At 51.4% G+C, this 15,812-nt stretch carries 11 protein-coding genes; 8 read left to right on the top strand and 3 right to left on the bottom strand.

Annotated elements, in window-relative coordinates:
• Positions 1 to 76 precede the first annotated feature (76 nt).
• From BGL48_RS10545 to BGL48_RS10530, 4 genes are all read left to right on the top strand, one after another.
• On the top strand, positions 77 to 697 hold the full coding sequence (locus BGL48_RS10545) for an L-threonylcarbamoyladenylate synthase (RefSeq protein WP_069362606.1): 621 nt from the start codon (positions 77 to 79) through the stop codon (positions 695 to 697).
• Between the two features lie 307 nt (positions 698 to 1,004).
• Complete coding sequence (rluB, locus tag BGL48_RS10540) at positions 1,005 to 1,982, top strand: 23S rRNA pseudouridine(2605) synthase RluB (protein ID WP_069362605.1); 978 nt, start codon at positions 1,005 to 1,007, stop codon at positions 1,980 to 1,982.
• Positions 1,983 to 2,184: 202 nt separating this feature from the next.
• Complete coding sequence (locus BGL48_RS10535; protein WP_069362604.1) at positions 2,185 to 3,084, top strand: helix-turn-helix domain-containing protein; 900 nt, start codon at positions 2,185 to 2,187, stop codon at positions 3,082 to 3,084.
• A gap of 76 nt (positions 3,085 to 3,160) precedes the next feature.
• The gene (locus BGL48_RS10530) at positions 3,161 to 5,299 is read left to right on the top strand and encodes a TonB-dependent siderophore receptor (protein WP_255377390.1); all 2,139 of its coding nucleotides are present in this window, start codon (positions 3,161 to 3,163) and stop codon (positions 5,297 to 5,299) included.
• A 45-nt stretch (positions 5,300 to 5,344) separates the two neighbouring features.
• On the opposite strand, the gene BGL48_RS10525 is transcribed toward BGL48_RS10530, so the two are convergent.
• Positions 5,345 to 6,088, bottom strand: coding sequence for a YciK family oxidoreductase (locus tag BGL48_RS10525; RefSeq protein WP_069362603.1), 744 nt, complete (start codon positions 6,086 to 6,088; stop codon positions 5,345 to 5,347).
• A 125-nt stretch (positions 6,089 to 6,213) separates the two neighbouring features.
• On the opposite strand from BGL48_RS10525, the gene sohB reads away from it, so the two are divergent.
• The 4 genes from sohB (at position 6,214) to BGL48_RS10510 (ending at position 11,348) form a co-directional block, all read left to right on the top strand.
• Positions 6,214 to 7,266, top strand: a complete 1,053-nt coding sequence (gene sohB, locus BGL48_RS10520; protein ID WP_069362602.1) for a protease SohB — start codon at positions 6,214 to 6,216, stop codon at positions 7,264 to 7,266.
• Between the two features lie 98 nt (positions 7,267 to 7,364).
• On the top strand, positions 7,365 to 7,490 hold the full coding sequence (locus tag BGL48_RS16495) for a hypothetical protein (RefSeq protein WP_255377389.1): 126 nt from the start codon (positions 7,365 to 7,367) through the stop codon (positions 7,488 to 7,490).
• A gap of 161 nt (positions 7,491 to 7,651) precedes the next feature.
• Entirely contained in the window at positions 7,652 to 10,282 is a 2,631-nt protein-coding gene (gene topA, locus BGL48_RS10515; protein WP_069362601.1) for a type I DNA topoisomerase, read from the top strand.
• Positions 10,283 to 10,424: 142 nt separating this feature from the next.
• A complete protein-coding gene (locus tag BGL48_RS10510; RefSeq protein WP_069362600.1) occupies positions 10,425 to 11,348 on the top strand; it encodes a TIGR01212 family radical SAM protein in 924 nt (307 codons plus the stop codon).
• Here BGL48_RS10510 and BGL48_RS10505 read toward each other — a convergent pair.
• Both BGL48_RS10505 and BGL48_RS10500 read right to left on the bottom strand, forming a co-directional pair.
• Positions 11,335 to 14,463, bottom strand: a complete 3,129-nt coding sequence (locus BGL48_RS10505; RefSeq protein ID WP_069362599.1) for an efflux RND transporter permease subunit — start codon at positions 14,461 to 14,463, stop codon at positions 11,335 to 11,337. The genes BGL48_RS10510 and BGL48_RS10505 overlap by 14 nt on opposite strands.
• Positions 14,456 to 15,601: an efflux RND transporter periplasmic adaptor subunit gene (locus BGL48_RS10500; protein WP_069362598.1), complete on the bottom strand. Its 1,146-nt coding sequence runs from the start codon at positions 15,599 to 15,601 to the stop codon at positions 14,456 to 14,458. The genes BGL48_RS10505 and BGL48_RS10500 overlap by 8 nt, the downstream gene beginning before the upstream one ends.
• Positions 15,602 to 15,812 lie beyond the last annotated feature (211 nt).

Genomic DNA, 15,812 nt, shown 5'->3' with positions numbered 1-15,812 from the left:
TTATCCGGCGCGCAGACCATTCACGCTGGATTTGCGGTGCGCATCCCGGTGGGGGCAAGCTACAGCAGGAGGAACCATGAGTCAGTTTTTTTATGTCCACCCAGAGAACCCGCAAGCGCGGCTGATCAAACAAGCGGTGGAAATTGTCCGAAACGGTGGAGTGATCATTTACCCCACCGATTCGGGCTATGCGCTTGGCTGTCAGCTTGAGAACAAACAAGCGTTAGAGCGTATTTGCCGTATTCGCGATCTCGATAAAGATCATAACTTCACCTTGTTATGTCGCGATCTGTCTGAGTTATCACTGTATGCACGGGTCGATAACGTTGCATTTCGCTTGATCCGCAACAATACACCTGGCGCGTATACATTTATTTTCAAAGCGACCAAAGAAGTGCCAAAACGTTTGATGAATCCAAAACGGAAAACCATTGGCATTCGTGTTCCAGATAACCAAATCGCCCTGGATTTGCTCGAGGCGCTGGGTGAGCCGCTAATGTCGACCTCACTGATTCTGCCCGGTAATGATTTCACCGAATCCGATCCCGAAGCGATTCGCGATCAGTTAGAGCACAGTGTGGATTTGATTATGCACGGCGGTGTATTGGGTGAGCACCCCACTACAGTAGTCGATTTCAGCGAAGGCTTGCCTGAAATTCGCCGTCATGGCAGTGGTGATCCCGCTCCGTTTGATTAATGTCAGATGACAGGTGAACCAACGCGTCGTGTCGCGCGTACTTATCCTTGCAATGTTCTTGTTCTGATGTTGCGTCAACCTGTAGTTGACCTTCCATTCCCGCCCAGCCATCTTGCTGGGCGTTTTTTTGTCCAGGTTTTTGCTATTGACTCAGCCACAACAGTTGATATGCCGTGAACGCGTGAAACTGTTTCTCTATCTCTACGCTTATTGGTATCATGCACGGCTGGCTAACTTATTATCGTTAGCTCTTATGCCAACCGAGACAGTGATGACGCCTGTGAAGGCGACAGTAAGGTAAGAAAACATGAGCGAAAAATTACAGAAGGTGCTAGCGCGTGCTGGCGTAGGTTCACGCCGCGAGATGGAAGGCTATATCCAAGCCGGTCGGGTGAGTGTTAATGGTGCTGTTGCCAAACTGGGTGACCGCCTTGATGATCCCAGTGCGTTGGTACGTGTTGATGGCCACGCGGTGCAGCTTAATGCGCCTTCTGAGTCTGTGTGTCGCGTTCTTGCATATAACAAGCCAGAGGGTGAGTTGTGTACGCGAAGCGACCCAGAGGGGCGTCGTACCGTATTTGATCGCTTACCTAAATTGAAAGATGCGCGTTGGGTTGCGGTTGGCCGTTTGGATGCTAACACCTCAGGCTTAATGCTGTTCACGACCGACGGTGAATTAGCGAATCGCTTGATGCACCCAAGCCGCCAAGTGCAACGTGAGTACATGGTGCGTGTGTTTGGTGACGTGAACGAAGATATGGTGAAAAACCTGGTTCACGGCGTAGAACTAGATGATGGCGTGGCACGCTTTGAAGACGTCGTTTATGCGGGCGGCGAGGGCATGAATCACACCTTTTATGTGGTGATCACTGAAGGACGCAATCGTGAAGTGCGTCGTTTGTGGGAAACCCAAGGTGTGACGGTAAGCCGTTTGAAGCGCGTGCGTTACGGCGATATCTACCTTGAAAAAGACCTGCCGCGTGGCGGTTGGCGTGAGATGGACCTTAAAGAGGTCAACTATCTGCGCGAAATGGTAGAGATGAAGCCAGAGTCGCAGACGGTGATCACGCCAGAAGATCAAAAGCGTAAAAAATCGCGCCAGAAGATCCGCCGTGCGGTACGTCGCTACGAGGAGCGTATCGACAGCAATGATAAGCCGAAAAAAACACGCCAGGCTCGTCGGGGTAATGGACCCGCAGCAGGGCCGAAAGGCGGAAGCCCGAAAAAGGGTAATCAGCGCTCGGGCGCGCCGCGTGGTAAAGGCAAACCAAGAACGCGTAAGTAAGTCTGCGTGATGTTCGCTAAAGCCCGGCCATGTGCCGGGTTTTTATTTTTGTGTGACGGGCTCGCTGTCATCGTGCTCTTTATTATTGATAGCAGCCATCTCATGCTTCTAATTGGTTCGCCGATTGCAAGCTAGTGGTGATAATGATTATTGTTTGTGTTAGTTTTGGGTTTATTTATAAACTTGTCGACAAACGGATGTGATGACAACGGCATTAGCACCAGAGCAAACCGCACGCTTTGATCGCATAGAGCGGGTTCTAGACTTTATTCACGCAAACCTTGACCAACCGCTTTCTGTCAGTGAGTTGGCCGCCCATAGCTGCTGGTCTCGCTGGCAATTGCAGCGCGTGTTCTCGGAACAAACGGGCGTGAGTGTGGCGCACTACGTGCGTGAACTGAGACTTAGCTATGCTGCGAAACAGTTGCTCTCTCGACCCGATAGAGTGATTGATATTGCGCTGTCGTTTGGGTTTACCTCAGAGGCGAATTTTTCCCGCGCATTTCGTCAGCAGTTCGGAGTGAGCCCTCGGACCTATCGTCGCCGAGGGGTGATGGATGGCATCCGAATGCCACTGCATGTCACCACACTGGCAACCCCAAAACCCTCATGGCTGTCAGTGCATATTCAAACGCGATCATCGATCACCTTGGTGGGGCAGACATCGCCGATATTAGGCTTGTTCGCACCTGAGCCCGATTTTACGGACGTGGTGCCTAAGCTGTGGCGTGATGCGTACGAGGCGGGATTTATTGACGCCAGCCAGCCAAGCATTGGTGCGATTGATGTCGCCAGCGCCGATACGCTTCAAACGCCGTTACCGTATTTGGCGGGTCAACAAGGCGACACCTTACCGGCGGCTTCTTTGACTAAATGGACGGTGCCTGAGTCGACCTATGCGGTGATTACACATTTAGGGCCAGTGACTGAGCTACCTAATACTTTGCATACCTTTATTTATCATTGGTTGCCAGCCTCAGGCTATCGATGCACTGACGGGGTTGAGCTTGAAGTCTATCCGTCGGGTTATCAACCACAGCGTGAAACGGCAGAAATGACGTATTGGATCCCGCTCGAGTGTCGCCATCATGCACCAAAATGAACAGTATTCATTTTGTACCTCTTTAAAATGCGAATGATTCCGTTTTACGTTTAATTTGCATTGAGAGGAAAACATCATGGATATGGGTTGTGCACGCATGCAGCAGGTTGGTGGATGGCGACTGTCCCCGTTAGCAATGGCGGTCATGGGGAGCTTGATGCTGCCATCAGCTTATGCCGAGTCGCAACACGCCGAGATGGAAACCATACAAGTCTTAGGCGACACCTACCGCAATACGGCGACTAAAACAGTACTGGCACCAGAAGAAACGCCTCAAGCGGTCACCGTCATCGACCGGGAGGCCATCGAGCAGCGCCAAGCCAGTTCATTGAGTGAAGTGGTGCGTTATACGCCTGGTGTAAATACTGAGCTGCGGGGTGGGGCCGTCACGCGACTTGATCTCTTTAATATTCGTGGTTTTATCAACTATCAGAACTTTTTTGATGGCCTAGCGGTACCTTACAACACCTGGAATTTACAGCCTCAAATCGATCCGATTGCGATTGAACAAGTGGAAGTGTTCAAAGGCCCGACGTCGGTGTTATACGGGAATATTCCACCGGGTGGGATGGTGAATATGATCGCCAAGACGCCGCAACAAGAGGCGGCGCACCGTGTGACGATGAGCACCGACTCTGATGCGCTGCGTGAAGTGTCTGTCGACAGTACCGGTGCGATTTCTGACACCCCATTGGCGTACCGGATGGTGGCGCTGGCACGACAAAAAGATGGCCAAGCGGGCGATTCAGAAGAAGAGCGCTATGTCGTCGCTCCATCGTTAGATTGGCGGGTGTCGCCAGATACCTTGGTGAACATTAACCTTTATTACCAAGCGGATCCGGCAGCGGGGATTTATACCTCTTTGCCGGCCAAAGGCTCGGTATTGCACAGTGACCAAGGCAGCCTTTCTAGCGACAGCTTTTCCGGTGACAACAACTGGAATACTTATGATCGTGAGTTTCTGATGCTGGGTTACAAGGTGCAGCACCAGCTCTCATCAAATTGGTCGTTGCTGCACTCGGCACGCTACACAGATGCTGATTTGTTGCAAAAAAACATGTATCACCAAAAAAGCGATGACGGCCGCCACTATCCGCGAAACGCTTACCTAACCGATGAGACAATGGCGGCTTGGGTGGTGGATACGCAGCTTTCTGGTGATTTGAACTGGGGGTCGGCACAGCACTACACCTTATTCGGTATTGATTATCAAGATATGTCTTCCGACGTTGACTATGACGATACGTTGGCGAATGTGGTGCCGGATATTGATATATTCGACCCCGACAACAACCAGGTTGACCCTGATTCTCTGGACTTTATCTACCAAGATCAGCATGACATCTCGGTAACGCAGACCGGCCTCTATGCCCAAGATCAGATTTTGTGGAACCAATGGGTGTTGCTCGCTGGCGCGCGTTACGACGAGTACGAGTTAAAAGATGACCAGCACACACTGTATGCGGGCTCACCGAGTACGTCAGAGAAAAACATTCGTCACTATAATCTGGCATTCCGTGCCGGTGCGATGTACCAGTTTGACAACGGCATTTCCCCTTATCTGAGTTACTCAGAAAGCTTTGAACCAACCGATATGGATAATCGGGGTAATGTGTTTGACCCTTCCACCGGCAAACAATGGGAAACCGGCCTCAAGTACTTGTCGCTAGACGGCAGCACGGGGCTGAATTTGGCGTTGTTCGAGCTTAAAAAGCAAGACGCGCTGGTGAATGATCCCAACGACTCATACGCGAAAATTCAAACCGGTGAAATCCGCTCTCGTGGCATAGAGGTCGAATTTAATCATGCACTTAGTGTAGAGACGGATGTGGCCTTAACTTATGGCTATATTGATATGGAGATCACGGATGACCCTAACCTAGAGGGCAAGACGCCAGTTTGGGTGCCAGAGCAGACTGCCAGTGCGTGGCTGAATCACCAGATCAGTGCGGGGACACGCGTGAGTGTGGGCGCACGTTATGTGGGTGAGTCACAGGGTAACGCCACCAATACCTTTACGGTGCCCGACTATACCGTGTTTGATACTGCGATTAGTTACGATCTTTCGCAAGCGTCATCGTCGCTATCAGGCGCAAAACTGTCCCTATCTGCAACAAACTTGTTCGATAAAACCACTTACAGCTGTTTTGATGAATTGAACTGTTGGTATGGGGACGAACGCAATATCAAAGCTAAACTCAGCATCGATTTTTAAATCGGTGAGCTAAAACGAGCGCCCCCAACCATGGGGGCGCTGTGCTTAGCGCTTAGGTTGCGCATCGATACATTGTCCGTGCTCACCAATACCTTCTGGTGCCATCAGATACAGGTAGAGTGGCATAATATCCAATGGTGTTTTCAGTGTTTCTGGATCTTCCCCTGGGAACGCGCTCGCGCGCATACTGGTGCGGGTACCGCCTGGGTTGATGGCGTTGACACGTACCTTGGTATCAGACATTTCATCTGCCAGTACTTGCATCATGCCTTCGGTCGCGAACTTAGAAATCGCATAGCTGCCCCAATAAGCACGCCCTTGGTGGCCGACAGTCGATGTGGTAAACACCACGCGGGCATCATCAGACTTTTTCAACAATGGCAACAGGGCTTGTGTCATCAGCATGGTCGCTTTGACATTCACTTGCATCACATCGTCATGTGACTTTTCATCAATTTGATCGAATGGGCTAAGCACACCGAGAAGGCCAGCGTTGTGCAACACGCCGTCTAAGCGCCCGAACTGTTGTTCAATGGTGTCTGCCATATCCAAATAATGCTGACGCGTGGCACCCAGCATATCCAATGGGATAATCGCTGGCTGTGGCGCGCCCATGGCATCAATTTCATCGTATACTGCTTCAAGTTTTTTCACGGTGCGACCGAGAAGGATGACAGTGGCCCCTTTCTCTGCATAGCTAAGTGCGGCTTGGCGGCCAATGCCAGCGCCTGCACCGGTCACCAAAATCACACGCCCTTCAAGCGCGTTTGAGCTTACTTGGTAGTCCACGATATAAATCCTTATTTATTGTTAAACGTAGATTATTGTAAGGTTGCAGGTAAAGTGTGACAACCAAGTGCGTGATGTACGGTTAACGGCATTGCCAACGTAGCGATAAAAAAGAGGATACAACATTGGATTTCATTGCGGATTATGGGCTTTTTCTGGCCAAAGTCGTCACTTTCTTATTGGCGGCATTTGTGTTGGTCGCTTTAGTGCGCGCCGCGAGCGACAAAGGGGGGCAAAAAGGTAGCCTGAAGCTCACTGACTTGACTGAGCGGTTTAAAAACTATCGTCAATCGTTAGAGCAGCATTTGTACAATGAGTCGTCGTTAAAAGCGCGAGAGAAAGACGAGAAAAAAGCCAAGAAAAAGGAAGAAAAGGCGCAAAAAGCCGCAGCCAAAATGCAGAGCGAATCATCGGCTCAACGAGATCCACAACTGTTCGTGATCCACTTTAAAGGCAGCATTGATGCCCGCGAAGTGGAGGCGTTACGCGAAGAGGTGACGGCGATTTTGTCGGTAGCAACCGAACAGGACGAAGTCTTGGTCAACGTCGAGAGTGGTGGCGGTATGGTGCATGGCTACGGCCTAGCAGCGTCTCAGCTGGCACGCTTCCGTCAAGCAGGGGTGCCCTTAACCGTGGCGGTCGATAAAGTGGCGGCGAGCGGCGGTTATATGATGGCATGCGTCGCGGATAAGTTGATTGCAGCGCCGTTTGCGATTATTGGCTCGATTGGGGTGATTGCCCAACTACCTAACTTTAACAAGTTGCTAAAGAAAAACGATATTGAATTTGAGCAGCTGACCGCCGGTGAATTCAAGCGCACGCTAACCATGTTTGGTGAAAACACTGACAAAGCACGCGAGAAGTTCAAAACGGAGCTGGAAGAAACCCATGGTCTGTTCAAAGCGTTTATCAGCGAATACCGCCCGTCTCTCAATGTCGATGATGTTGCCACCGGTGAGCACTGGTTTGGTAACCAAGCATTGGAGCGAGGATTGATTGACCAGGTCTGTACCAGCGACGAGTATTTATTCCAGGCGGCGAATAACGAACGAAAAGTGCTGTCGGTGTCGTACCAGCAGCGGAAAAACATTGCGGAAAAACTGGCTGGCGCATCCGCGGAAGTGGCCGATCGCGTGTTGCTAAAATGGATCAGTCGTGGTCAGCGTCCGTTGGTTTAATTCATATCCCGTGTGCTGTCTGTTGGCGCTAGACGTTAGACAACGGAGAGAAATAGCGGCAACAGACGCACGATAATTAGTGAAATAGTGATAATAGTGTGAGCCAAGCCAAAGATTACCGCATCCACTTAGCTATTTTGCGTGCGGCAATGGTAATGATTAGCGCGTTTTTGCCGGAAATCGGCATGAAGAATAATCGAGATATCACCATCACAATTGCGTAACAATTGTGGAAGGGACGAGCAATCAGCGTGTTTTGCTGCGAATTTAGTTGATATTCGGCTAGACTCGCTCAATATTGTAAACAGATAGCGGCACTCCGCATGGAAGTGCAACGCAACGAATTTTCGACAGTTTTAGCGCAAAGGGCGTCAATTAGGTCATTATGGGCAAATCTCTCGTCATCGTGGAGTCCCCAGCAAAGGCGAAAACGATCAACAAATATCTCGGCAAAGACTTCGTGGTGAAGTCGAGTGTCGGGCATGTTCGTGACTTGCCAACTGGAGCGACGCAAGGCGGTAAAAAAGCCGCACCTGTGTCCACGAAAGGGCTCAGCGCCGAAGAAAAAGCGCGAATTAAAAAAGAAAAAGAACAGAAGGCGCTCATCAATAAGATGGGCGTTGATCCTTACAATGGCTGGCAAGCGAAATACCAAGTCCTGCCGGGTAAGGAGAAAGTGGTTGCCGAACTCAAGCAGCTAGCGGAAAAAGCGGATCACGTTTATCTCGCAACGGATTTGGACCGCGAAGGGGAGGCCATTGCTTGGCACTTGCGCGAACTTATCGGTGGTGACAACGATCGCTTTAAGCGCGTGGTCTTTAATGAGATCACCAAAAATGCGATTACGCAAGCGTTTGAAGCGCCGGGTGACGTCAATATTGACGGTGTTAATGCGCAGCAAGCGCGTCGTTTCCTAGACCGTGTGGTGGGCTTTATGGTCTCGCCGCTGCTATGGAAGAAAGTGGCGCGTGGCCTATCGGCCGGTCGTGTGCAGTCGGTCGCAGTCAAGCTGCTTGTTGAGCGAGAGCATCAAATAAAGGCCTTTATTCCCGAAGAGTTTTGGGATGTGCATGCCGACACGCTCACACCGAAAGAGCAAGCACTGCGTTTGCTCGTGGCGCAGCAAAACGGCAAGGCCTTTAAGCCGAAGAACAAAGATGAAGCGATGGCGGCGGTATCGGCGCTTGAGCACGCTAGTTTTGTGGTGCGTGATCGCGAAGATCGCCCGTCAACCAGCAAACCATCAGCGCCTTATATCACCTCAACATTGCAACAGGCGGCAAGTACGCGCCTGGGCTTTGGGGTGAAGAAAACTATGATGCTGGCGCAACGTTTGTACGAAGCCGGTTATATCACTTACATGCGTACCGACTCGACCAACCTCAGTAAAGAGGCGGTCGACGCGGCTCGTGGCCACATTGCCAGCGAATACGGTGAGAAATATTTACCTGAGTCGGCCAATGTCTACGGGGCTAAAGCCAACGCACAAGAAGCGCACGAAGCGATCCGGCCTTCTGACGTAGGGGTTAAGGCCGATGATTTGCAGGGTATGGACCCCGATGCGCATCGTCTGTACGACTTGATTTGGCGCCAGTTTGTGGCCTGCCAAATGGTGCCGGCAAAATACGATTCGACCACTTTGACGGTCGATGCGGGCGATTACACCTTGAGAGCCAAAGGCCGTACGCTGCGCTTTGACGGTTGGACGCGGGTACAGCGTCCTTCTGGTAAAAACGAAGATCAAACCTTGCCAGCGGTTGAAGTCGGTGAATCACTGACACTCGACAAGCTTGATCCCAAACAGCACTTTACTAAGCCACCCGCCCGTTATACCGAAGCGGCCTTGGTCAAAGAGTTGGAAAAAGCGGGCATTGGTCGTCCATCGACGTATGCGTCTATTATTTCCACCATTCAAGATCGTGGTTATGTGCGGGTCGAAAATCGTCGCTTCTATGCTGAGAAAATGGGCGAGATTGTCACAGACCGCCTCAACCAAAGCTTTGCCGATTTGATGGACTATGACTTTACCGCTCGCATGGAAGCATCACTGGATAAAATCGCGGAAGGTCAAGCTGACTGGAAAGGGGTCCTTGACGACTTCTTTGCGGATTTCACCGCAGAGCTTGAACAAGCCGAGCAGGATGAAGACGAAGGTGGTATGAAGCCCAATAACATGGTGATGACAGATATCGACTGTCCATCCTGTGGGCGTAAAATGGGGATTCGTACCGCTTCGACTGGGGTGTTCCTCGGCTGTTCGGGTTACGCATTACCCCCGAAAGAGCGGTGTAAAACCACCATCAATCTGATGGATGAAGATGGCATTGTTAATGTGCTCGAAGAGGACGTTGAGACCGCTGATCTTCGGGCGATGAAGCGTTGTCCGATTTGTGAAACGGCGATGGACTCTTACCTCATTGATCAGCATCGCAAGCTGCATGTGTGTGGTAATAACCCGAGCTGTGAAGGCTACGTGGTTGAAAAAGGTGAGTTTAAGCCGAAAGGCTATGATGGCCCAGTGGTGGAGTGCGACAAATGTGGTAGCGACATGGTGCTGAAAAATGGCCGGTTCGGTAAATACATGGGGTGCACCAATGACGAGTGTAAGAACACGCGTAAGATCCTCAAAAATGGTGACGTGGCGCCACCGAAAGAGGATCCGGTGCACTTTCCAGAACTGCCATGTGAAAATTCAGACGCCTACTTTGTGCTACGCGATGGCGCTTCAGGCTTGTTTATGGCCGCGAGCAACTTCCCCAAATCCCGCGAGACACGCGCACCGCTGGTGGAAGAGCTTCATCGCTTCAAAGAGCGCATTTCGGACAAGTTCAAATACCTTGCCGATGCCCCGCAGGAAGATCCCGATGGGCGTCCTACTGTGGTTCGTTTTGCGCGTAAAACTAAAGAGAATTACGTGCGCAGCGAAGAAAACGGTAAACCAACGGGTTGGTCAGCCTTCTTTGTGGATGGTCAGTGGGAAGTCACTGATAAGCGCAAGAAGAAAGCCAAAGCCTAATAGGCGCACGCGCCAACGATTAAGCCCGCCGCTAAGGCGGGTTTGTTGTTTTAGAGAAAGCTTGCCCTTGCTTGATCCGCACCAATATCTCCTCGACAACAGTTGTTAAAATCCCGCCTTTGTCTTTTACCGCTGAGGCGTCATGGAGCTGCATCAACTTGTTAATACACTAGGCCAAGACTTAAAACACCGTTATGGTGAACGTGTCCATAAGCTGACGCTACATGGTGGTTTTAGTTGCCCCAATCGTGATGGCACGCTCGGACGGGGCGGCTGTACCTTTTGCAATGTCGCCTCATTTTCCGATGAAACCGCGCAGCACCAAACCGTTAGCGATCAACTGCGCCTGCGCTCGAAAGAGGTAGACCGAGCACGTCGTTATCTGGCGTATTTTCAAGCCTATACCAGTACTTATGGTGAAGTCGCGCGATTAAAGGCTTTGTACCAGCAAGCACTCGCGCGTGAAAACATGGTCGGGTTATGTGTCGGTACTCGGCCAGATTGTGTGCCTGAGCAGGTGTTGACGCTGTTGGCGGACTATCGTCAACAAGGGTTTGAAGTCTGGTTAGAGCTGGGTTTGCAAACCGGCCATGATAAAACGTTAAAGCGCATTAACCGTGGCCATGATGTGGCGGTGTACGAGCGGATCACTCAACAAGCCCGTGCGCTCGGTATCAAAGTATGCACGCATTTGATTGTTGGCCTGCCCGGAGAGGGCATCACCGATCATCAAACAACGATTGACCGTGTGGTGAGCACAGGCACCGATGGCATCAAATTGCATCCGCTGCATATTGTTGAGGGGAGTACCATGGCGAAAGCGTGGCGGGCGGGGCGTCAAAGCGAAATCACATTAGACGCCTACGTCGATAGCGCCACTATGATGATCCAGCGAACGCCCCCTGAGGTGGTATATCATCGCGTGTCTGCGAGCGCGCGTCCACCGACGTTACTGGCCCCTTCATGGTGCGAGAACCGCTGGTTAGCGATGACCGCCATTGCTAACCAGCTGGACCAACATGGCGCACAAGGCACCGCGCTCGGTACTGCTTTTACTGCGCGTTAGGCTCTGATTGTGAGGACGATACGCCGGGAGTTAGCCGACGCAGCAGTTGGCCAATATCTTGCAACATCAGATATAAACACGGCACCAAAAACAGCGTTAGCAAGGTGGCAAACATCACCGCAAAGCCAAGAGCAACAGCCATTGGGATCACAAAACGCGCTTGCAGGCTGGTTTCAAACATAATGGGGAGTACCCCCGCAAAGGTGGTGATAGAGGTCAGTGTGATTGCCCGAAAACGGGCACAGCCTGCGTCGATCACTGCTTGTTTGATCGCAACACCCGCGTTGCGCGCTCGATTAATATAATCCGTCATCACCAGCGCATCGTTGACTACCACGCCTGCGGCGGCAATCAAACCAAAGGTCGACATCATACTTAAATCAATATCAAACCAATAATGCCCCCAAATAGCCCCCGTTAAGCTAAAAGGGATCACAGACATGATAATCAGTGGTTGTGTGTAGCTTTTTAAGGGCACGGCTAACAACGCATAGACCACAATCATCCCGGCAACAAAGAAAAGCTTTTGTTCATCTTGCTGGGCTTGTTGTTCTTCAATCGAACCACTGAGTTCACTGGTAACCTCCGGATAATCGGCCAATACCTCAGGTATCACCGATTGCTGAATGGTCTCCACTACTTGATTGGGTTCCACTAACTCTTCATCAATCGCCCCATAGACATAAACCGTTCTAAATCCAGCTTCACGGCGCAGGCTACTCACCCCAGGTTGCTGTTCAAGTTTAACCACATCGCCCAACATAACTTGTTGACCGGTTGGGGTGGTGATCACCGCATAACGTAAGGATGAAAAGGCCTCCCGGGTTAATTTGGGATAACGCACCATGACTCTTATTTCTTCACCGTCACGGATCAGGCGCTGCGCTTCCCCGCCATAGAAACTCCCACCGACTTGCTGTGCAATGGTGGTGAGATCCAGTCCTAGATCATGAGCCACGGGCGTGAGGGAAATAAGCACTTCCTGGCTGCCGGAATCGATGGATGAGGACACATCAAAAAGGCCCGTTTGCTGGTTAAGGCGCGACATTAAAGCACGTCCGGCCGCATTGAGTGTGTCGATATTGGGCCCAAAAAGGAGGAAGCCAAACTCATCACCTTGCTCTCCACCATTCACGTCATCTTGAATGGTGAGTTTTTTAACCCCTGGGATCTCCGGCATCGCCTCGCGCCAGCGCCGTGACAATTCGAAGGTGGTAAAGGGGCGCAATGTATCATCGACTAAAGGGATCACCAGTTGTCCCGAGGTTCGCCCTTCATTAAATACGAGTGTGTCTTGCACCATGGCTTGGCCCGTTTCGGCTTCTGTGGCGTTATCGACCCGGTAGACCATACTTTCAATGGCTTTGAGTGCGGCAATGGTTTGCTCACTGGAGGCGTTATTGTTCATCTCAAGACGAATATTGGGAAAATCATGCGGGACTTTGGGCGTCGGCACCATACGCACGTGGCTGGCAACCACCAATGAAACACTGATAGCTAATAAGGCACCAAATAATGCGAAAGCCGACCAGCGCCAATGCACGGCGAAGGTGACGGCGCGGCGGTATGGCCCATTGACAAAGCGATGGAATTGCCGATTAAAACGCTGGCGAAAGCTATTTGATTTGGGCGTGGAAAAGTGGGTGTGCGCCAAGTGAGCGGGCAAAATAAGCTTCGACTCTACCAAGCTAAAGATCAGACACAAGATCACGATTGACGCGATGCCAAAGAAAAAGGCGCGTTCAGGGCCGCTCGACATAATAAAAGGGGCAAAGACGGCAATGGTGGTGAGCACGCCAAAAGTGGCGGGGGTGGCAACACGCTGCGCCCCGGCGACAACGTTATTGACACCGCCACCCTTGTGCTCCACTTCGGTATAAACACTTTCGCCGATAACGATCGCGTCATCGACGACAATCCCCAACACCATAATGAACGCAAATAGTGAAACGATGTTAATGCTGACCCCAATCACTGGCATTAACATGACCGCGCCAAGAAAGCATACGGGTAAACCGATAAGCACCCAGAGGGCAAGTTTAAAGCGCAAGAATAGTGTCAGCAGTAACGCAACCAGTACCGCCCCTTGTAATAAGTTTTTCAGCATCATATCAAGGCGGGCATTGAGGTAGTGTGTCATATCGACCACCGATTTGAGCGCCAGCCCGGCGGGCAATGTCGCGTTCTTTTCACTGATGTAACCTTTGACAGCGTCGGCGACAGTGACCATGTTTTCCGACGCCGTGGCGTTCACCGAGAGAAAAATCGCGTTTTGCCCTGAGTATTTAAAATAGCGTTCGCCCTCTGTAAAGCCGTCTTTAATGGTGGCAATATCCTGTAGCAATAATCGACTGCCGTTGGGGCCAATTTTGATTGGGATCTGGCGAAATTCATCACCGCGGTAGCGTTGATTCTCGACCCGAATTGCAATCATGCCGCTGTCGGTGCGTACCTCCCCGGCAGAGAAATTGGCGGAGTAGCGGGCAATGGCGTCACTCACCTGATTAAGCGTGAGGTTATACTTGCGCAGAATACGGGGGGCCACTTCGATGGCAATTTCGTAGGTAGGGGCACTGAGCTCCACCAAGGTGACGTCCTTGAGTTGGAGGAGTTCGTCTTCAATGTCCTGTGCTGCGCGTTTAAGCTCAGTGAGTGGCTTATTGCCTACCACTGCCATCTGAATAACGGTTTGGCGAAACTCCACTTGCGCGACATTAAGCGGCTCCATCGACGCGGGGAGGTTAGACAGAGCGTCGACCTCTTGTTTTACGCGATCCAGGACGAGATTGAGATCTTCCCCAACATCCACTTCGATTTCGACTTGACCAAATCCGCGCCGCGCGGTTGAAACCACCGATTCGATCCCGGTGACATCTTTAATCGCCTCTTCGACTTTAACCAGAATACTTTCTTCGACCTCCTGTGGAGACGCCCCAGGATAGTCCGCTGTGATATGGATATAGTTGATTTCGATGTTAGGGAACATCTGTCGCTGAATGAAAAAGTAACTGGCAACCCCCATGATGAGTACAAACACCATGATCAGGTTTGCCGCAACCGGATTGTGGGCAAAATAGGCAATGAGCCCACGCGATGGCGTGTCAACATTATTCATGTTCACCCTCCGGCGATACCTGCGATGCGACGCGAACCGTCATGCCAGGCTCGGGGAATTCAGGCAGCGTGGTAACCACTTGGTCATCATCGCTTAAGCCTTGGTCAGCGTAGATATACTGGCCCTCCGTTCTCACCACGCGTAGCGTACGCGGGGTGAGTTTTCCCGCTTGGTTGACTACCCAAACTTGACGATTGTTTATCAAGGACTGCGGCAGCTTAAAGACGTTCTCCAACGTTGCCCCTTTGAACGTCGCCTCGATATAACTACCAAAAGGTAGGGCAGGTTTAGCCGACTGGATGCCGTAAGGATCATCAAGGCGCACCACTACCCGCATCATGCGCGTACTTTGCTCTACGATGCCGAGATCGCGCACTAGTCGCGCTTGGCGTTGGGCCGGTTCGCTGCCGTTGCGAGTAAGCTGAACCTCGATCCCCGCTAAGGGTGTGGGGAGAAAGAGGGTGTCGAAGCCAGCAATAGGCAAATGCACTTCCGCCGCCTCGATACTATTAAGGACCCCCACCGGGCTTCCTGCGTTGATGTACTGCCCAACCCCGACGTCTCGCGACACGACGAGTGCATCGTAAGGGGCAGTCACTTGGCAGTTGTCTAAGTCGCGTTGTGCACGTTTTAACGCTGCTTGTGCTGATTTTACGCGGGCTTTTGCACTGAGGACTTGTGGCTTGCGTAAGTAAAGATCGGTGACTTGTGAGGGAGGAAGGCTTTTTGCTTGACGTTTTGCCACCGCGGCCTGGGCTTGTTCTTCTATCAAGGCCGCTCTTGCACTGGCAAGGTCGGCTTCGGCATTTAGTACCGCGGCTTGATAGTTCTCAGGCTCAATGGAAAACAGCACATCACCACGTTTAACAATGCCGCCAGCAACAAAGTTTGGATGCCAAGCGACGACTTCACCGGACACTTGAGCAGAAAGCTGTGTGGTCTCTACAGGGATGACCTCACCGTGCGCCCGTAAAACCACTTGGTGTTGGGTAGGGTGAACAACGCGTGTTTCAACAATCGGTGGTGGTGGGGACGCAGCATTTTCTTGGGGAGCGGACTCTGTTGCCGCGATGGCGGTATAGCCCAGATAGCCAAGACCGAGAATGATAAGAGGTAAAAACCAACGTAGTCCTTTCATTGATGCCGGGATCCTTTTTCGCCATGGCGTGGCGGTATATTGCACTATGGGGTGAGCTTAACGCTTCATTGACTAATCTATCACGCGAATCTGTTGATTGAATGACAGGTCAACCTAACTTTTGATGCGCATCAGTTTTTCTATAACAGCGAGTACGGCTTAATATGCAACAGCGATCGTTGTGCGGCGATGTAAAAAGCCCTCGATCGCG

Origin of the sequence: Salinivibrio sp. SS3 (genome assembly GCF_001722105.1) — a bacterium.
GTDB classification, from domain to species: domain Bacteria; phylum Pseudomonadota; class Gammaproteobacteria; order Enterobacterales; family Vibrionaceae; genus Salinivibrio; species Salinivibrio kushneri.
This window is presented reverse-complemented; position numbering and strand designations above follow the sequence as displayed.